The organism is Dyadobacter flavalbus (genome assembly GCF_006149045.1).
GTDB classification, from domain to species: Bacteria; Bacteroidota; Bacteroidia; order Cytophagales; family Spirosomataceae; genus Dyadobacter; species Dyadobacter flavalbus.
This window is the reverse complement of record NZ_VBSN01000040.1, coordinates 19,700-36,242: the sequence shown is the minus strand read 5'-3', so window position 1 is coordinate 36,242 and position 16,543 is coordinate 19,700. Positions and strand designations below refer to the sequence as shown.

The window sequence follows — 16,543 nt, the reverse complement described above, 5'->3', positions numbered from 1 at the left end:
GGCAGAGCAAAAAAATAGCATGTCCGCACAAAATGCATAAACATGCTATACTGGCTGGCTCTTGGCTGCCTTCAAAAACAAATGTATAAAAAAATGTAATTTTATAGGTTACCAACACAGAATCTTAGTAGTTGTACAAAACAGGCTGTAAATTCCCCCAGACAACGTTTGCCAATAGTATGATGCAGGATTTTTTGATTCGAAAGGCCCAGCCAGCCGATTACCCGGGTCAAAACATGGGCTGGTACGGATTGGGCCCGGTTGCTGTCGCTCCTGCCTGCCAGAACGGTGGTATAGGACAAAAGATACTTGACAGTCATGAAAACTGCATTGGCTTAATAAATGCTGATCTTTAAAATAGGCGCTGTATATTGGTGGGCTACAATGACACAGCACTTTATTAAAATGAAAAACATCAAATTTTTTTCCCCTGAAGAAAATCAAGAAAAAGCCACTCGGGCAGAAAAAGGAAAGCAGCTTCCAGGCGGGCGGATCACATCTGCTGGAAGGATCGTATTCCCTACTGCTACTTTGGAAGAGCTGGCCCTTGATACAAACACCCGGTTCCAGGTTGGCACAGACCAAGGGAAACGAAAAATTAAGAACCTGTACCTGGTGCCTACCAGCGAAGAGTCAGGTTTTCAACTCGTCCGGATGGGCCGCGGCTATTCGCTTCCTTTGGAGTTGATCCTTTCAAAGAATGGCATCGATTATGCTGCCCAGGAGTATGTTTTTACGGTTTCCATTTTCATGTATGAAGATGCACCGGCTTATCACTTGGCCGTTTCGACAAAAGAGCCAAAACCGGCTTACACCGGTAAGCCCAGAGGAAGAAAGCCAAAAGCCAGCAATCCGGATGAAACAGAGTAATAATCTTTGTTAAATCATACCGGAATACTAATACCGATATCCACACCACTTTAATAGCCAATAGCTCCTTGCAACCACTGGCTATTAATATTAAAGGCCTAACCCACGCCTGCGCTTCTGCTCCTGCTGTGGCTTCTTCTCCTGCTCTTGAACGAGCTGCTGGTTTTTGTCGAGCCTGGCCTGCAATTGCTTAGCCGTAAAGCCAACATCCTGCCCTTTGATCGGCACGCCCTGATAGCTGTAACTCGAATATTTCAGCTTCCCTTCTTCTACTTTGTATTTACACTCGATCCCCTCCTTTTTGAGCCGCTCTTCCATATCTTCTGGTGTGTCAGACTTCTCTTTCAAAGCAGCTTTGATAGCCAGGTTGACCATTTTCTGGGCTTCCTCCTGATTAACTGCAACATGGCGCAGCTTTCCTTCTTCCAATTTTTCCAGTTTGGCAAATCCTAGCTCCTCGGTAATCTCCTTGCAGATCCGCACATTGCGTGCATAATTATGCGAGGTTTCAAGCGCCTTGCCGCCATCGGTGGGCACCCGGTTGATATAAACATGGATATGCTGGTGCGGCTTGTCATGGTGCTCATAAACGACGACCTGATGGTCTTTCGGGTTAGCGCCCATCTTTTGACAATATAGGTTTGCCGTCTCGATCATCTGCTCACGTGTAGGCTTCTCTTCCGGCTTCCAACTGATTGATGAGTGCCACACCGGCGTCTTACACCGACTGTACAAGGCCTCCTGCTGCATCTCGGCAGCGATACCTTTCGGGTCGCGCGAAACAACGTTGTGCGCGATTAAAAGATCGGCCTTATTCATGACCTCCTTTCCTTCCACGGTATACCCTGCACCGTAATGGATGGCTCCCGAAAAGTCAGATCCGATCAATGTTTTAGCGATCATGATTGTAGTACTTTTTTAAGTTGATCCAACACTGCCAGCAACGGCTTTTCATTGAAGAACCCTTTGTTCGCATACGCCGCCAGCTGGTTCAGGTTCGTGCCGATCCCTTGAAGGTTCCGCTTTTCCTCCTTCTCAAACCGGGCTTTCACTTGGTGGCCGGTCCCGAGCCGGCGCAGGTATTCTGAGACGCTCAGGCCGGCCAGGATCGCGTTCGCCTTGATCTGTGCATGCTCCTGCTCGGTAACCCGTACAGGGATCATTTTGCCCTTGTTTTCCCGGCTGGCAGTACCCGCCTTGCGGGCTTCATAATGCGGGTTCTTCTCTGGTTCTTCCATAGCATAAAGTTCAAAAAGGGGACTGTGTCCCCCGGGGTTTGGGGCGGAGCCCCGGCAAGTCAAGGGAGGTACGACCGGTGTGTTTGGAGATGCAGATTCGAGCAAAGCAAAGAATTTGTATATACAAACACATGGCTTGCTTTACTTCACACATACCCATTTTTAATCCAAATGTATCAATTTAGATAGTTGGTCGGTTACTTTTTACAATTTTCTTTTGAATATGCCATTATTAGACCTATATTGGCGTCATAACAGATATATATTGGAGCTATGAACAAAAAGTATGTGATTCAGGCTTTTGAGCTTAATTTGAAAGGTCGTTTTGATGTGCTGCTCCGTTATTATGGTGACACGCTTTTCCAGGTTCCTGCCCAGATCATGGTTTCCCAGATCAAAGACGAGCTTGGGATCACATTGACGGAGCAATCAATATACACGCTTAAAAAAAGGATCAAACGGGCTAGCGTCTCCCTGCCAGCTCAGGGGTCAGGCACTCCTACCCCCACCCTCCCTAAACAAAGTCCTCTCTTTGCCCCACCCGATAAGGATTGGGGCTCAATCGTTGAAAATGCTACCAAACAACCAAAGGGGGAAAAAGACCAAGGACTTGATTTCACTGATTTCTAATAATTGTATTTTATCAATAACTATCAACGATAAGCATGAAGCAGGTTAATCTGGTATTACAATCAAAGGGAGGGGTCGGAAAATCCCTGTTCATCTGGTTTGTCGCACAAAACCAGAAAGAAGAAAAGACAAATTTTATTGACCTGGACGAGTCTACCCAGACCTCGGTTGCCCGTCTGGGGGCCGTCGTAGGTGATCAGCGTGTCCGGAGTTTTAAAATACTCAACGAGTACAAGAAGTTGGAACGCGAAAAGATCGTCGAGCTTTTTGAAGGTCTTGCTGGCGGCAAATCCGAGAAGTATTATGTCGATTTTGGTGCGCCCGAATCGGCAGAGTTTCTACACCTTTTACAGCATGACGTGCCAGCGGACATCTTGCAGCAAGAACTCGCTGCACTCGGGATTACACTTCGCGTATTTGTTGTAGTAGCAGGCCGTGATGCCCTGGCATCCTGTGTCAACTATTACAATGCATTGATGACAGCGCTTGCCGGTCATTTCCCGCTTACGATGCTGGTCAATATGGGCACCTTTGGTGGGGTAGAAACAGCTGAAAAAGCAGTGGAGAAATTGAAAGAACTGGGCATCGAGCTGAAACAGTTTGGTGACCTGGGGTCCGGGGGGGCGGTAAAAGATATCATTGATTTGATCTCGCAGCCCCAGCCTGATCCTGCCAGCCTGGGGCTAATGTCCAAGATCATGTACCGTAAGAAACAACAGGAAATCCACGAAATTATCAGCTGATGGAAGACCGTTCAAAGTTAATCCAGGAGCGTCACCGGCTGGCACTCCGCTTCAATCTCTCTGAATCCCAGATTGAGCCCGAGCTCGTTCCGTTGATGCTGGCCGTCGAGCAGTCTGTCAACAAGATCGACCAGGCTGCTGCCAAAGTCAATGACAGTATCAAGCCGGTCGTCTATAACAACCATTACGGCCATAATGCATCTGCATGGACGGTCTGGTGGGGTAACCTCTCCACCGGCATCGGCCAGAATATCGTAGCTGTTAGCCTGGTCTTTTCTGCTTTCATTTTTTGCTGCGTGGCTGCATTCATTCTTAAAGGCGCAATCACTGATCAGGAGAAGATCGAGCTAGCAGAAAAGCGCTGGAATTTCATCACACGACAGTTCGTTCGTGACCACAATGGGGAATACTTTATTCCGAAGGAAAATTATGAAGTGACGCCGGACAAAAAAGGCGTAAGGCTTCTCAACAGAGAAGAATAACCTGCTCGGAATCAGCTCCTATACAGTAAGATCTAATGACTAAGTCAAAAAAAACTAACACGCTTTCTTCCGAAAGATTAGCAGCCATCTTGGCAGCGAACGAAAAGTGCCACCAGCTCATTCGAGAAATTGGTAACGAGATATCAACTGGCGCATCAACTATCAAAAAAGACCTTTCAGGCTTTTCACAAGATAGTCAGATCGTGATTGTACGCTTCCCATTTTTAGAGGGGCGGCGAGTTAGACTTGGTTGTTGATTTTAACAGTTAATTCTTCTTTTTTCGTGGCATTTTCTTTCAATAGTATGTGCTTCTGATTTGGCGTTAGTCCCTTCATTGACCTGTGTGGGTGCTTGCTGTTGTAGTTGTCAAGCCATTTGTCCGATAAAATGCGTAGCTGTTCCAGAGAGTCAAAAAAGTATGCATCCAGGACGTCTTCCCGATAAGTTCTGTTCAGTCTTTCGTTGTAGCCATTCTGCATCGGCTTTCCTGGCTGAATAAATTTTCGCTCGATCTGCTTTTCTTCGCACCATTTGGCCAGTTTCTTGCTGATGAACTCCGGGCCATTATCAGTTCTTATTGATAGTGGTAGCCCTCGCTCCAACTCTAACTGCTGCAAGACTTGTATGACTTTACCGGCACAAAGGGAGTAGTCCGCATGCGCTGCAAGTGCTTCTCTACTAGCGTCATCCATGACTATTAACGTTCGCACGCGTCTGCCAGAGCTAAGCGCATCGCTCACAAAATCCATGCTCCAGGTTTCATTCAACGTTTGAGCTTCGATTAAGGGCTGCTTTGGTCGTTTTAGAATACGCCTTTTTCGCTTACGCCTTAATTTGAGATCCATACTTCGATAGATTCGAAGCACTCGTTTGCGATTCCAAGGCAAGCCTCTGTTCCGCAAATTGCCATAATACCAATCGAAACCTCTGGTGGGATGTTCTTCTGCCAGCTCATTAAGCACGTCTACAACAGGCAGGTCGTTCTTGACAGTTTTGTAATAAAAGACACCCGTACTTAACTGTAAAACTCTGCACGCCCGCTCAATGCTAAATTCAGTTTCCTGAGAAATGTCGGAAACAATTAGCCGCTTCTGAGCAGGCTTTAAAGCTTTTTTTCGATAATCTCTTTTGCCAGCCTGTGATCCAGAGCCAATTCCGCATACATGTGCTTCAGACGACGGTTCTCCTCCTTGAGTGCTTTCAATTCGGAAAGTTCCGAAGCACCCATACCGCTGTACCTCTTGCGCCAATTGTATAATGTGGCTTTGGAGATACCATTTTCCCGAGCAACGTCATTTGCCTGCTTGCCAGAATCCAAATCTTTGAGGATTTTGACGATCTGAGTTTCTGTGAATGTTTTTCCCTTCATAGCAGATTAAAATTAGAAAATTTGTCTAATTCATCACCACTCTATTTTTGGGGAAGCTTACATGATCTATATGTTGCTAGAAGAAATTTCTATTACTCCGGTCCGCTTTGCGCCACCCAAAAAAGGAATGATTTTTATTTTTCGGGAATGGCAACTTTAAAGATCAGTTATTTATCCAAACTAACAATCCTGAACTTATATTTAGGGTTCCCACATTCGACATAGAAGAATGGTTTGAGTCGTTTCTCTAATGATACAAAAAATAACGCCGAACATATTCCGCCTAGCCACAAAAGAGCTGACTCAGGACAGTTTCTTCGTGTGGCTCTTGCTGTGGGCAGATCAAGCCCACAGCGCTATTGACCCCGCTCTAAATCGTGCTGCACAAGACTTTGTCAAGCTGCTGGTTGGGCAATCCGGAGACTATAAGGTCTTAAATGTCAATGCCGGCAGACAATTGCAGAACATTGACCTGTGGGCAGAAGTGAATGACGAGTATTTCATTTGCATAGAAGACAAGACTAACACCGGCGCACATTCTGGCCAATTGTCACGCTATAAAGAATTTATACTGGAACGCTATAATGGCAAACCTCACATCCTAAGATTTGTCTATCTGAAAACCGGCAATGAGAGCACGGCGACACTGAACCTGATCCGGGAACAAGATGGCTACACGGTAATCGACAGAAAGGCAGTACTCCAGATATTGAATAGCCACCAGGTGAATAATAATATTTTCAATGACTTCTGTGCATATCTGAGCGCATTGGAAGAGCTGACAACCTCTTATGCAAGCTTTGATATCGTAAACAATGAAATGAGCGCAGCAGAAGGCTTTTATGTAGAGCTTCAACAGCTTATCCCAGAATGGACCGACTGGAAATATGTATCAAACCCAACAGGCGGCTTTCTCGGCTTCTGGTACCACTGGGTAAAAGCAGAAAGCTTCGAGCTATATATACAAATTGAAAACAGGCTTAAAAGCGACATACGCGTCACAATCAAGATTAGCGGTTTAGACCTGAAAATCGAAACTCTTAACCAGGTTTGCTCTGAGGTACGTTTACTTGGGTTAGAGTATGGGCTTGATATTGTTAGGCCAAAAAAGTATCGGTTAGGAAAAACATCAACACTTGCAATCGTTGATAATGCCGTACCACAGACTATCAATCATTTGATTGATATGCCGCAGCTTTTATTAACTCTACAAAGCATACAGGTCGTCCTCGATCTTTATGCGGCGAACACAAGCATGAATTAAATTTAGAAAGGTTGTTAAGTTATATTAAACATCCCTAATATGATTGATCTGCCCAACGTGTGCGTCTAATAGTCAACAAACTTGACATAAGTTACTGTAAATCAGTATTATATGCTGAGATATTACATTTAGGCACCTGCCCGCCGCCCCGGCTCCTCTCCTTTTTTAAAATTTGTCAGATTTCAATTTTAATCTTTAATAAAACAGAGTTTTTAAAAAATTTTAAAAACTAACGATGTAGTAGAAGAAACAAACAGTGATATAAATATTTTGTCTGATAAAACATTGTATTGTATTGTACTACCATGTAGTATATTGAATATGAGTGAGATACAAAGAATTCACATTACATATAGGCACAGGATAAATTACCTTTAGGCACAAGCAACTATTACATATAGGCACAAGAGTAATTGCATAAAGGCACAGGCACTATTACATATAGGCACAAGTACCAAAGTTATCCACATCGAGTGATCTAGCTCGCTGCGAAGACAAAATTACATAAATGCACAGGTCAGGAACCTGCGGAATCCAATATTTCTCTTTAAGTATTACACCATTGCACACGTCATCTGCAAATTGGTTAGCGATTTTGCTCCTTGTATTACATAAATGCACAGAGTCCAGTGAAAACATTCAATCAAAAATCAGTCATTTTTCATATTACATAAATGCACACAATCAAAAGTTATCCCTATATTTGAATATTACGCAAATGCACGGGTAGGAACATGCCTTTTTTGCGTTCAGTATTACACTAATGCACAAGATAAGTTATTATGAGTGAGCATATTACTATCCAGTCCAATGATATTACACATGCCAGGAGTGTGTTAAATATTTATGAGCGACGAATTGTCAATGCAATCATAGATAACTTGTCCACTGAAATTAGGGAAATGGCTAATTATCGGGTCCAAGCGATCAGTTATCGGAATGATAACGTAGACGCTGATTCGATCATAATGAAGTTCCGTGCAAACGACATAGTAAAGCATGACCGATATAAAGAGCTTCGTGATGCGTTAGTTGGCCTTAAGTCGAAGGCTGTTTACATCGAAAAAAAAGACGGGACACGGATCACTGGTTTCTTGAACTGGGGGGAGCTTCCGGCCAAATCCGAAATAATTACCCTATCCGTCGATAAAGTATTCTATAATACACTATTTGACCTAACCAAGGGCTATACAATTTTTCAAGCCCGAGTTTTGAATAGTTTGACAAGTGTTCATGCAACCAAGTTATACGAAGTTCTCGCTAGCTGGCGAGATCGAGATTTCATGATTATTTCCGTTCAGGAATTGAGAAGATTAACTGACTGCCTGGACAAGCATCTTCTATATGCAAACTTCAAGGCTCGTGTTTTAGAGATCGCCTTGAAACAGCTTAATGATAACAAGTTAACCGATATAAGATTTAGCTATAAAGAGGTAAAGAAGGGAAAAACGGTTGAATCGATTCGGTTTAACATCATCAAGACAGAAAACGCCCACGAGTTATCTGTCCAGCGAAATAAAATCAGCCCTTACTGGGACTTCAAGAAAGATCTCGTCAACAATTGTAGCAGAATGGGAATCAATCTGAAAGGAAAGAACCTGGAGTTGTTTAAAGAATACAAGAGACTTTTTGGCGAACAACGCCTGGCCAGTGATTTGAACCTTTTTATAAATGAGGCCAAGGCCAAAAATATGGGAATACCATACGTAATTGGCATTATGAAAAATAAAATCGCGGATTACGGCCAAACGAGCATAATTTTTAACCCATTGCCTGAAAAAAGATAGCAATCCCATCAATGTCTTCAAAACATCATTTAAAAGCGTGAGCTGGAAAACAACATGCACAAATGTGTAAATGCACATTTGTGCATTAAATTATTCTATTCCAAGATCTTTCTTGATTAGTCCGATTAGATAACCCTTAACCTTTTGTTTTCCAACAATTCGCTTAATCATCATTTGAGTATATAAATCCATATCCATTTCTAGCGGGACACGCTTGATCTCCTTTTTTGATGAGTGAATTTCCTTTACGACCTTTTCAGTACGCTCAATATCGATTTCCGATTTCTTCACAGCGACTTTCGGACTCAAATTGAAAGTGTCAGAGATACCTAGCTTATTTTTTGCCATTATATTCTAATTTAAAGTTTCTTTAAAATCTTAGTTATCTCATTGGAAAGTGTAACCATTTCAGCCTTAGCTTTAACATCTTTCCATTCATACACTCCCCTACCCTTCACCACTGCCTCACGGTATGCTGTACGATTTTTGAGGGAGTTTTTTAGAACGGGAATTTCAATCGAATCTAATGCCTCTTTTACCTCCTTGGCCAGGTTAGTATTTTGGTTTTGATTGACTAGCAAGTATGCTGGTATTTTTCTGCCCTTTTGCGCTTGCGATTCTTCATAGCGATCCAAAAATTTAACAGAAGCCCACACATCTAAGACACTCGGTACAATCGGTATGATCAGTAGATCTGCCAGAAGGATAATTTTGCTCGTAAGCTTATCGAGTGATGGTGTACCGTCAATTAAGATGATATTAAATTTCTCGTTGAGTTGCTTGACAGTCTTAATTAGCTCTGCTCCATCCGTCTGACCGAACACCGGTATCTCTGCTATACTGTCATCTGCTAGGCGTTCCCTTTCGCGTATCTCGCACCATTGCATTGCGCTCTGGTTCGTATCAGCGTCTACAATACAAACATCATATCCTGACTCTGCCAGGCACACTGCCAAATTCTGTGTTATGGTTGACTTGCCAACACCACCTTTTAACGTCGATATAGAAATGATCATTAGCCTAGTTACTTTGTTTTCATTAAATATACACATTAACGCAAATACATATTTACACTAATGCATAAAAATACAAAAGCACAAATGCACATTTTAGTATATTGCTTATTATAAGACATTTAGAACAACATATTTTTTTATTCAGAACTGAATTCTTACCAACATTACCACTAGATATCGCTTCATTCCGATGGGCTGTTATCGAGTCATCTTGTGCGGATACTAAGCGCGACGCATTCCTGAGTATCGTAAAAGTGCCAAGTACTTGCCAGGCTATTCAGCGGCTATTGTATAAACAAATACTTAAAGCAGCAGATGCACTGTATATGCAAATACATATATGCACATTTACACTTATGTGTAAAAACACATATAAGTTTTTACACATAAGCGTAAATGTGCATACACCAGTTAATGACTGAGTCTTGGCATCAAATAGAGTAGGAGACAACGCTCGTGTATAAGCAGAATACTCCCAGCTAGAACTATGAAGCATTCAATTCGCTTAACTGCTGACTAAGACAAATAAGCACATTTACACATTTATACAAATGCACAATTGTGTAAATGCGTAATCGTTAATGCGTAATTAATTTCGTATTCTGGGGTAAACTAAAGAAAGGGAGAAAAACCGTCACGACTTTTGCGTAGGTTTTTTCTCCTGGGATAATTTGGTACACTCAATTCTAAGCGGGCTGATCTCTGGACGTTGATCAAGAGGACCTGGCTGTCCGAAATGCTACATGGCGATCATATACACTATTGAACCTTTACTTTCGAAAACACATATAATGTCTCCGTTGCAATTTGCCTGCAGCGTTCATCGTATTTAGCGGTTTCCTGTGCTTTCCCATCAAATTCTTTTGGGTCGTCGTAGGGAACAGCTATCCGTGAAGAAGCTCCTTTAACGACAGGGCAAGCCTTGTCTGCCTGAGAGCAGGTCATGATTGCACAAAAACCATTTTGAGGGTTGCTGGGATCATCATATTTTTTTGAAAATGCCTTTAATGGTTCTGCATCCGTAGCGTATCCCACTTCATAAAGAGGGTTTTTGTCTTCGGATGTTTTAGTGATCTCAAATCCAGCCCGGGTGCATGCAGCAACAGCTCTTTCGTTGAAGGCACTGGACTCAGTTCCCCCCGAGAATGTTTTAACCTTTGGAATATTATAGTATGCAGCAGCTGTCGCAGCCCAAATCTGACCGAAATGGCTACGTCGGGAGTTATGTGTACAAATATATGTGAGTTGCACCGGCTCAGCTGAATTGACTTTATTCTGTATAAATAGGGTGATTTTGTCTAACTCTTCTTTTCTATCCTTTGGGATTTTTGAGAAATCAGATTTTACATTATTTATATAAGTTAAAAGGGTTGGATTGATAGCTACCTTTTTAACTGGCTCATCAGCGAGAATAATGGCAGACGGTAACAACAACAAACACACAACCAGATTTAAGAGCTTCATAGTTATTTTAATTTAAACTTGAAATTGCATCGATTCAATCGTAAATATACGATGAGAATTTTCACAAAAAATACTTATCGTATTATTGCAATGAATAAAATTATTTATACCTTTGGGATATGGGAGTTACAAAAACACAAGTTTTTACGGATAAACAAAACCGGATTGCTGATCTGGCTAAGGCGCTGGCCCATCCGGCACGGGTTGCTATCATTCAGCATCTTTTAAAAGAGAAATCATGCGTTTGCGGGGATCTGGTGGAAGTGCTGCCGCTTGCGCAGGCAACGGTTTCACAGCATTTAAAGGAGCTCAAAAACATTGGTATCCTGCATGGGGAAATCAATCCGCCCCGTGTTTGCTATTGCATCAATGAAACAGTATGGCAGGAAGCAAAAGCTATATTTGGAGAAATCTTTGAACCGGATATTGAAGTAGCTTGCTGCAAATAAGTATGTGGACAAATAATTTATTTATTTTTATTTTATCGTAACATAGCAATGAACAATTTAAATCCAATGAACTGGCAAGCCTTCAAAAGCACGCTTTTGGGAAATCCGGATAAAATCCTCCAATTCCAATATGCAGAAGGTGAGTATGTAGATGCATCATATCATATTACCGAGATCAAACAGGCTCCGATTGTATCTGTCGATTGCGGTGGCGTGATGAACAGCTGGACGGAAATCATTGTGCAGCTTTGGGAGCCGTCGGTAGCAGAGACTGAACGTGCCATGAAAGTAAGCAAAGCGCTTTCCATCATCAGCCTGGTAGAAAAATCGCTTCCACTTAATCCGCTAGGCGTGGTCAAAATAGAATTTGGTAATTCAAAGTTTGACACCCGCCAGATGTACCCTTCTGAATTTATAGCTGAAGGTGATTCCTTTACTGTTAACCTGGCCGCTGATTTTACCCAGTGCAAGGCAATAACCAGGGGACAAAGCTGTGGTACTACACCTTCCGGTGAAGAATGCTGCACACCTTCCAGCAAAAAGGAAACTGATGTTAAACAAGTGCAGGTACTTGAAATGGTTGGTGCTGAAACTCAAAGTTGCACGCCAGGCGGGGGATGCTGTTAATAATCTAATCTGCTAAATATGATCACGATACGAAATTTAGAACCTGGTGACTGGCCAGCCGTCCGTGAAATTTATGAACAAGGTATAGCTACCGGTGATGCCACCCTTGAAACCAGTGCGCCCGAGTGGTCGGTCTGGGATCAGTCCCATGTAGTCCGGCACCGTTTTGTGGCACTTTCAGACAGCGGTGAAATTGCCGGGTGGGCAGCGTTGACACCGGTGTCCGGAAGATGTGTCTATGCGGGAGTAGCCGAAGTGAGTGTTTATGTCGGTAGCCGCTTCCGGGGACAAAAAATAGGTGACGCACTTTTAAAGCACCTGATCCTGGAAAGTGAAAAAGGAGGGTACTGGACACTTCAGGCAGGCATATTTGCTGAAAATGCTCCAAGTATTAAACTGCACGAGAAGAATGGTTTCCGTGTGATCGGATACCGTGAAAATATCGGAAAAATGAAAGGGGTTTGGCGGAGCGTCAACCTTTTGGAAAGAAGAAGCAAAGTAACAGGAATAGATTAAGCAAAATGAAAAAAGTATTAGTGCTTTGCACCGGTAACAGTTGCCGGAGCCAGATAGCCGAAGGTTATCTCAGAAAATTTGCCGGTGATAAAGCAAGCGTATATAGTGCAGGGGTTGAGACCCATGGAGTAAACCCCAAAGCTATTTCCATCATGGCAGAAGACGGGATTGATATCTCCGGCCACACCTCTAACAACATCGATGAATACAAAGACATTGACTTTGATTTTGTGTTCACGGTCTGTGATAACGCCAAAGAACGCTGTCCCTATTTTCCGACTAATGCGAAGAAATTCCATCAGAACTTTCCGGATCCTGGCAAAGCAACTGGCAGCGAAGAGCAAATAACAGAACAGTTTCGTACTGTACGTGAAATGGTCAAAGCCTACTGTAAGAACTTTGTTAAAGAAAACTTAATATAGTATGTCTGCAAATAATTGTGCCCCTGCGGCAAACCGGAAGAAGCTAGGCTTCCTGGACCGTTACTTAACATTATGGATTTTTCTGGCCATGGCCATTGGCGTAGGCCTTGGTAACTTTGTTCCCTCATTACCTGATTACATCAATACTTTTTCAAGTGGTACAACCAATATCCCACTTGCTATTGGCCTGATCCTGATGATGTACCCGCCACTGGCCAAGGTGAAATACAATAAAATGGGCGAAGTATTCCGCAATACCAAAGTGATGACAGCTTCGCTGGTACTGAACTGGATTATCGGGCCGGCGCTTATGTTTATACTGGCCATTATCTTTCTTCCAAATCATCCGGATTATATGATCGGATTAATTCTGATCGGTCTGGCCCGGTGTATTGCCATGGTCTTGGTCTGGAACGAGCTGGCAGAAGGCAGCCGGGAATATGCTGCCGGGCTGGTAGCATTAAACAGTGTGTTTCAGGTACTGCTTTACAGCTTTTATGCTTATTTCTTTATTACGGTTTTGCCCCCATTGGTAGGACTAAAAGGACTGAATGTAAATATTACGATCGCTGAAATTGCTAAAAGTGTAGGCATCTACCTGGGTATTCCTTTTGCTGCCGGCATGATCAGCCGTTTTGGGCTGACTGCTTTGAAAGGGGAAGACTGGTATGAGAAAAAATTTATTCCCCTGATATCACCTGTTACTTTGGTTGCGCTTTTAGCTACGATCATGCTCATGTTCAGCTTGAAAGGTGAGCTGATTGTTCAGCTTCCAGGTGATGTGCTTTTAATCGCTATTCCACTGGTCATTTATTTTGCGATCATGTTTTTGGTCAGCTTCTTTATGGCAAAATCCCTGGGGGCAGACTACTCACAAAATGCTTCGATTGCTTTCACAGCAGCAGGTAACAATTTTGAACTTGCTATTGCAGTCGCTATCGGCGTGTTCGGTATCAACTCCGGCCAGGCATTTGTCGGCGTAATCGGTCCGCTGGTAGAAGTACCGGCATTGATAGCCCTGGTGAATGTGGCTTTCTGGCTGCGGGATAAATATTACAAAACAGAAAATATCCAGGTACCTCATGGAAGTATATGATCTGATTGTAATTGGTGGTGGCCAGAGCGCTTTGGCGTGTGGTTATTTTCTTCGCCGCGCCGGTTTGAAATACATCATTCTGGATGATCAGCAGAACGGTGGGGGGGGCTGGCAGCATACTTGGGATTCACTGACATTGTTTTCGCCAGCCGAGTACAGTTCCTTGCCTGGGTGGATGATGCCCAAATCAGAAGACGAATTTCCGTCTAAACAGCATGTGCTGGACTATTTGAGCCAGTATCAGAGCCGGTACAATCTTCCTATCAGCCATGGCATCACGGTAACGGATGTAAAAAAAGAAGGGAATGTATTTTTGTTAGCAACCAGTCAGGGCGACTATCAAAGCAGGTCTGTTATTTCTGCGACCGGTACTTTTCAAAATCCGTTTATACCATCTGTTGCAGGCAAGGACCTTTTTAAAGGCAAGCAGTTGCATTCGGCGCAATATAAAAATGCAGACCCTTTTGAAAACAAAACGGTACTGATCGTTGGCGGGGGCAACTCGGGAGCGCAAATTTTGGCCGAAGTTTCAAAGGTGGCCAATACGGTGTGGGCTACACAAAATACGCCAGAATTCTTGCCTGACGATGTGGACGGCAGGGTGCTTTTTGATGTGGCTTCGGCTAAATACCATGCCATGAAGGAAGGAAAGGAGTTTGTTGCTTCGCAGTATAATATCGGAAATATCGTCATGGTGCCATCCGTCAAAGAAGCACGCTCTCGTGGAGTACTTAAAACCCATGAAACCTTTAAAGCAATTTATGACCACGGTGTAGTCTGGCAAGATGACACCAGGCAGGAATTTGATGCGATCATCTGGTGTACCGGGTTTGGGTATGCAACCCATCACCTGAAAGAGCTGGGTATTTTGAAAGAAAAAGGTAAAGCAGATTGCCGGGGTACACGATCCGAAGACGTCGCTGGTCTTTGGCTGGTGGGTTACGGAAGCTTTACCGGCTTTGCATCAGCAACCCTGATTGGGGTAGGGCGTTCTGCACGTCAAACAGTTAATGAAATAATTGAGTACATAAAAATACAGAAACAATGAGAATTGCTCTTTTTTCGGACATTCACGCTAATCTTCCCGCCTTAGAAGCATTTTTTAAAGATGTTGAAACCCGCGACACGGATGCCATTTACTGCCTGGGTGATCTGGTAGGTTATAATATCTGGCCCAATGAAGTTGTGGACGAAATCAGAAAACGTGGTATTCCGACTATTGCCGGTAATTATGATTTTGGCATCGGAAGAAGCAGCGATGATTGCGGATGCGCTTATAAGACCGATGACGAGAAAGCGAATGGCAAGGTTTCGATTTCCTTTACCAATGAGATCATGAAAGATCAGCAAAGGGCCTACCTGCGGACTTTGCCAGCTCATATCCGCCTGGAATTTCAACTGAATGATAAACCGATGTCAGTGCTTCTGGTACACGGAAGCCCGCGCCGGGTTAATGAGTATTTGTTTGAAGACCGGGAAGAGAAAAGCATGATCCGGATCATGGAGCAGGCAAATGCAGATGTGATGCTTTTTGGTCATACACACAAACCGTATCATAGAATTTTGGATTCAGTTCAGCCAGACGGCGGTGATCATTTCCGTCATGCGATTAATATTGGTTCTGTTGGCAAACCTAAAGATGGCGATCCAAGAGGTGGTTATGTGATCCTGCATATTAATGCTGATGCGTCCACGACTAACAAAGAAAGTGTTACGGCAGAGTTTATACGTTTTGAGTATGATATTGAAAAAGCAGCCAAGGCGGTGGAAGATAGTATCCTTCCCAATGCCTATGCAGAATCCTTACGTATCGCCAAATGAGAATAGCGCTTTTATCGGATATCCACGCTAATCTTCCTGCTTTCGAGGCAGTGCTTGAAGATCTGGAAAGACAAAAGCCGGATGCAGTTTACTGCCTGGGTGATCTGGTCGGCTATAACGTCTGGCCAAACCAGGTAATTGGCTTGATCCGCAAACATGGTATTGTCACCATTGCTGGAAACCATGACCTGAAAGTCTCTAAAATACTTCCGTCTGAAGGTGAGTGCAGCAAAGAGCAAAGCAGTGATCATGCTTATAAGCTTGTTGGCTCTAAGGAGCGGGATTATCTATTGACACTACCCAGGCATTTAAAACTCGAATTTGCACTCAATAATGACATCCTGGATATGCTCCTGGTGCATGGAAGTCCCCGCAGCATTAACGAATATCTGTTAGAAGACCTGCCTGAACAGTACATGATTGAAATGGTCAGAGAATTCAAAGCAGATATACTTTGCTTTGGCCATTCACATAAGCCTTATCACCGTGTGATTAATTCGGGAGGAAGTGGCAAGGGGCATTACCATCACCTGATCAATACCGGATCTGTGGGAAAACCAAAAGATGGTGATGCAAGGGCTTGTTATGTCATGCTTACAATTGACCAACAGGTAACTTTAACAAATCCTGATGGTATTCAGGTTGAGTTTATCCGGGTAAAATATGATGTTGAAAAAGCAGCGCAAGCGGTGGAACTTAGCATGCTTCCTGATGCATTTGCAGATAATCTAAGAAAAGCATATTAATC

Annotated in this window: 22 protein-coding genes; 15 read left to right on the top strand and 7 right to left on the bottom strand. The window is 43.3% G+C overall.

The window, feature by feature from the left end:
- Nucleotides 1–342: 342 nt before the first annotated feature.
- Nucleotides 343–870 carry a hypothetical protein gene (locus FEM33_RS15065; protein ID WP_229214256.1) on the top strand — a complete coding sequence of 176 codons (528 nt, stop codon included), beginning with the start codon at nucleotides 343–345 and terminating at the stop codon, nucleotides 868–870.
- Between the two features lie 90 nt (nucleotides 871–960).
- On the opposite strand, the gene FEM33_RS15060 is transcribed toward FEM33_RS15065, so the two are convergent.
- Nucleotides 961–1,773 (bottom strand): relaxase/mobilization nuclease domain-containing protein, encoded by an 813-nt coding sequence (locus FEM33_RS15060; RefSeq protein ID WP_139012850.1) that lies wholly within the window; start codon nucleotides 1,771–1,773, stop codon nucleotides 961–963.
- The gene (locus FEM33_RS15055) at nucleotides 1,770–2,108 is read right to left on the bottom strand and encodes a plasmid mobilization protein (protein WP_139012849.1); all 339 of its coding nucleotides are present in this window, start codon (nucleotides 2,106–2,108) and stop codon (nucleotides 1,770–1,772) included. Before FEM33_RS15055 ends, FEM33_RS15060 begins: the two co-directional genes overlap by 4 nt.
- A 273-nt stretch (nucleotides 2,109–2,381) precedes the next feature.
- On the opposite strand from FEM33_RS15055, the gene FEM33_RS15050 reads away from it, so the two are divergent.
- Genes FEM33_RS15050 through FEM33_RS15035 form a run of 4 tightly spaced genes read left to right on the top strand, consistent with a single transcriptional unit; the run spans nucleotide 2,382 to nucleotide 4,220 of the window.
- Complete coding sequence (locus FEM33_RS15050; protein ID WP_139012848.1) at nucleotides 2,382–2,738, top strand: hypothetical protein; 357 nt, start codon at nucleotides 2,382–2,384, stop codon at nucleotides 2,736–2,738.
- A 35-nt stretch (nucleotides 2,739–2,773) separates the two neighbouring features.
- Nucleotides 2,774–3,481 carry a P-loop NTPase family protein gene (locus FEM33_RS15045; RefSeq protein ID WP_139012847.1) on the top strand — a complete coding sequence of 236 codons (708 nt, stop codon included), beginning with the start codon at nucleotides 2,774–2,776 and terminating at the stop codon, nucleotides 3,479–3,481.
- A complete protein-coding gene (locus FEM33_RS15040) occupies nucleotides 3,481–3,963 on the top strand; it encodes a hypothetical protein (RefSeq protein ID WP_139012846.1) in 483 nt (160 codons plus the stop codon). Before FEM33_RS15045 ends, FEM33_RS15040 begins: the two co-directional genes overlap by 1 nt.
- Nucleotides 3,964–3,998: 35 nt before the next feature.
- Nucleotides 3,999–4,220, top strand: a complete 222-nt coding sequence (locus FEM33_RS15035; protein WP_139012845.1) for a hypothetical protein — start codon at nucleotides 3,999–4,001, stop codon at nucleotides 4,218–4,220.
- On the opposite strand, the gene FEM33_RS26560 is transcribed toward FEM33_RS15035, so the two are convergent.
- Nucleotides 4,204–5,034, bottom strand: coding sequence for an IS3 family transposase (locus FEM33_RS26560; RefSeq protein WP_229214258.1), 831 nt, complete (start codon nucleotides 5,032–5,034; stop codon nucleotides 4,204–4,206). The two genes, FEM33_RS15035 and FEM33_RS26560, sit on opposite strands and share 17 nt — an antisense overlap.
- A 32-nt stretch (nucleotides 5,035–5,066) precedes the next feature.
- Nucleotides 5,067–5,333, bottom strand: a complete 267-nt coding sequence (locus FEM33_RS26555) for a transposase (RefSeq protein WP_201747766.1) — start codon at nucleotides 5,331–5,333, stop codon at nucleotides 5,067–5,069.
- 250 nt (nucleotides 5,334–5,583) lie between these two features.
- On the opposite strand from FEM33_RS26555, the gene FEM33_RS15025 reads away from it, so the two are divergent.
- Both FEM33_RS15025 and FEM33_RS15020 read left to right on the top strand, forming a co-directional pair.
- Nucleotides 5,584–6,597 carry a PD-(D/E)XK nuclease family protein gene (locus tag FEM33_RS15025; RefSeq protein ID WP_139012843.1) on the top strand — a complete coding sequence of 338 codons (1,014 nt, stop codon included), beginning with the start codon at nucleotides 5,584–5,586 and terminating at the stop codon, nucleotides 6,595–6,597.
- A 782-nt stretch (nucleotides 6,598–7,379) separates the two neighbouring features.
- The gene (locus tag FEM33_RS15020; protein ID WP_139012842.1) at nucleotides 7,380–8,384 is read left to right on the top strand and encodes a replication initiation protein; all 1,005 of its coding nucleotides are present in this window, start codon (nucleotides 7,380–7,382) and stop codon (nucleotides 8,382–8,384) included.
- 90 nt (nucleotides 8,385–8,474) lie between these two features.
- Here the strand turns inward: FEM33_RS15020 and FEM33_RS15015 are convergent, their stop codons facing one another.
- From FEM33_RS15015 to FEM33_RS15005, 3 genes are all read right to left on the bottom strand, one after another.
- Nucleotides 8,475–8,732 carry a hypothetical protein gene (locus FEM33_RS15015; RefSeq protein WP_139012841.1) on the bottom strand — a complete coding sequence of 86 codons (258 nt, stop codon included), beginning with the start codon at nucleotides 8,730–8,732 and terminating at the stop codon, nucleotides 8,475–8,477.
- Nucleotides 8,733–8,743: 11 nt separating this feature from the next.
- A complete protein-coding gene (locus FEM33_RS15010) occupies nucleotides 8,744–9,400 on the bottom strand; it encodes an AAA family ATPase (RefSeq protein ID WP_139012840.1) in 657 nt (218 codons plus the stop codon).
- 759 nt (nucleotides 9,401–10,159) lie between these two features.
- On the bottom strand, nucleotides 10,160–10,864 hold the full coding sequence (locus FEM33_RS15005; RefSeq protein WP_139012839.1) for a low molecular weight phosphatase family protein: 705 nt from the start codon (nucleotides 10,862–10,864) through the stop codon (nucleotides 10,160–10,162).
- A 119-nt stretch (nucleotides 10,865–10,983) separates the two neighbouring features.
- Between FEM33_RS15005 and FEM33_RS15000 the strand changes: the two genes are divergently transcribed.
- The 8 genes from FEM33_RS15000 to FEM33_RS14965 are packed head-to-tail and all read left to right on the top strand — an operon-like array spanning nucleotide 10,984 to nucleotide 16,541.
- The gene (locus tag FEM33_RS15000) at nucleotides 10,984–11,313 is read left to right on the top strand and encodes an ArsR/SmtB family transcription factor (RefSeq protein ID WP_139012838.1); all 330 of its coding nucleotides are present in this window, start codon (nucleotides 10,984–10,986) and stop codon (nucleotides 11,311–11,313) included.
- Between the two features lie 48 nt (nucleotides 11,314–11,361).
- A complete protein-coding gene (locus tag FEM33_RS14995; protein ID WP_139012837.1) occupies nucleotides 11,362–11,940 on the top strand; it encodes a DUF6428 family protein in 579 nt (192 codons plus the stop codon).
- Between the two features lie 18 nt (nucleotides 11,941–11,958).
- Nucleotides 11,959–12,456, top strand: a complete 498-nt coding sequence (locus tag FEM33_RS14990; RefSeq protein WP_139012836.1) for a GNAT family N-acetyltransferase — start codon at nucleotides 11,959–11,961, stop codon at nucleotides 12,454–12,456.
- Between the two features lie 5 nt (nucleotides 12,457–12,461).
- Nucleotides 12,462–12,878 carry an arsenate reductase ArsC gene (locus FEM33_RS14985; protein ID WP_139012835.1) on the top strand — a complete coding sequence of 139 codons (417 nt, stop codon included), beginning with the start codon at nucleotides 12,462–12,464 and terminating at the stop codon, nucleotides 12,876–12,878.
- Nucleotide 12,879: 1 nt separating this feature from the next.
- Nucleotides 12,880–13,974, top strand: a complete 1,095-nt coding sequence (gene arsB / locus FEM33_RS14980; RefSeq protein ID WP_139012834.1) for an ACR3 family arsenite efflux transporter — start codon at nucleotides 12,880–12,882, stop codon at nucleotides 13,972–13,974.
- Complete coding sequence (locus FEM33_RS14975) at nucleotides 13,961–15,022, top strand: ArsO family NAD(P)H-dependent flavin-containing monooxygenase (protein ID WP_139012833.1); 1,062 nt, start codon at nucleotides 13,961–13,963, stop codon at nucleotides 15,020–15,022. The genes arsB and FEM33_RS14975 overlap by 14 nt, the downstream gene beginning before the upstream one ends.
- Entirely contained in the window at nucleotides 15,019–15,795 is a 777-nt protein-coding gene (locus FEM33_RS14970; RefSeq protein WP_139012832.1) for a metallophosphoesterase family protein, read from the top strand. Before FEM33_RS14975 ends, FEM33_RS14970 begins: the two co-directional genes overlap by 4 nt.
- Nucleotides 15,792–16,541 (top strand): metallophosphoesterase family protein, encoded by a 750-nt coding sequence (locus FEM33_RS14965; RefSeq protein ID WP_139012831.1) that lies wholly within the window; start codon nucleotides 15,792–15,794, stop codon nucleotides 16,539–16,541. Before FEM33_RS14970 ends, FEM33_RS14965 begins: the two co-directional genes overlap by 4 nt.
- The last annotated feature ends 2 nt before the right edge of the window (nucleotides 16,542–16,543 follow it).

What these genes read in the sequence shown, in the direction of transcription:
- FEM33_RS15065 (WP_229214256.1), top strand. Translation starts at nt 343, where the DNA reads ATGCTGATCTTTAAAATAGGCGCTGTATATTGGTGGGCTACAATGACA.
- FEM33_RS15060 (WP_139012850.1), bottom strand. Translation starts at nt 1,773, where the DNA reads ATGATCGCTAAAACATTGATCGGATCTGACTTTTCGGGAGCCATCCAT.
- FEM33_RS15055 (WP_139012849.1), bottom strand. Translation starts at nt 2,108, where the DNA reads ATGGAAGAACCAGAGAAGAACCCGCATTATGAAGCCCGCAAGGCGGGT.
- FEM33_RS15050 (WP_139012848.1), top strand. Translation starts at nt 2,382, where the DNA reads ATGAACAAAAAGTATGTGATTCAGGCTTTTGAGCTTAATTTGAAAGGT.
- FEM33_RS15045 (WP_139012847.1), top strand. Translation starts at nt 2,774, where the DNA reads ATGAAGCAGGTTAATCTGGTATTACAATCAAAGGGAGGGGTCGGAAAA.
- FEM33_RS15040 (WP_139012846.1), top strand. Translation starts at nt 3,481, where the DNA reads ATGGAAGACCGTTCAAAGTTAATCCAGGAGCGTCACCGGCTGGCACTC.
- FEM33_RS15035 (WP_139012845.1), top strand. Translation starts at nt 3,999, where the DNA reads ATGACTAAGTCAAAAAAAACTAACACGCTTTCTTCCGAAAGATTAGCA.
- FEM33_RS26555 (WP_201747766.1), bottom strand. Translation starts at nt 5,333, where the DNA reads ATGAAGGGAAAAACATTCACAGAAACTCAGATCGTCAAAATCCTCAAA.
- FEM33_RS15025 (WP_139012843.1), top strand. Translation starts at nt 5,584, where the DNA reads ATGATACAAAAAATAACGCCGAACATATTCCGCCTAGCCACAAAAGAG.
- FEM33_RS15020 (WP_139012842.1), top strand. Translation starts at nt 7,380, where the DNA reads ATGAGTGAGCATATTACTATCCAGTCCAATGATATTACACATGCCAGG.
- FEM33_RS15015 (WP_139012841.1), bottom strand. Translation starts at nt 8,732, where the DNA reads ATGGCAAAAAATAAGCTAGGTATCTCTGACACTTTCAATTTGAGTCCG.
- FEM33_RS15010 (WP_139012840.1), bottom strand. Translation starts at nt 9,400, where the DNA reads ATGATCATTTCTATATCGACGTTAAAAGGTGGTGTTGGCAAGTCAACC.
- FEM33_RS15005 (WP_139012839.1), bottom strand. Translation starts at nt 10,864, where the DNA reads ATGAAGCTCTTAAATCTGGTTGTGTGTTTGTTGTTGTTACCGTCTGCC.
- FEM33_RS15000 (WP_139012838.1), top strand. Translation starts at nt 10,984, where the DNA reads ATGGGAGTTACAAAAACACAAGTTTTTACGGATAAACAAAACCGGATT.
- FEM33_RS14995 (WP_139012837.1), top strand. Translation starts at nt 11,362, where the DNA reads ATGAACAATTTAAATCCAATGAACTGGCAAGCCTTCAAAAGCACGCTT.
- FEM33_RS14990 (WP_139012836.1), top strand. Translation starts at nt 11,959, where the DNA reads ATGATCACGATACGAAATTTAGAACCTGGTGACTGGCCAGCCGTCCGT.
- FEM33_RS14985 (WP_139012835.1), top strand. Translation starts at nt 12,462, where the DNA reads ATGAAAAAAGTATTAGTGCTTTGCACCGGTAACAGTTGCCGGAGCCAG.
- arsB (WP_139012834.1), top strand. Translation starts at nt 12,880, where the DNA reads ATGTCTGCAAATAATTGTGCCCCTGCGGCAAACCGGAAGAAGCTAGGC.
- FEM33_RS14975 (WP_139012833.1), top strand. Translation starts at nt 13,961, where the DNA reads ATGGAAGTATATGATCTGATTGTAATTGGTGGTGGCCAGAGCGCTTTG.
- FEM33_RS14970 (WP_139012832.1), top strand. Translation starts at nt 15,019, where the DNA reads ATGAGAATTGCTCTTTTTTCGGACATTCACGCTAATCTTCCCGCCTTA.
- FEM33_RS14965 (WP_139012831.1), top strand. Translation starts at nt 15,792, where the DNA reads ATGAGAATAGCGCTTTTATCGGATATCCACGCTAATCTTCCTGCTTTC.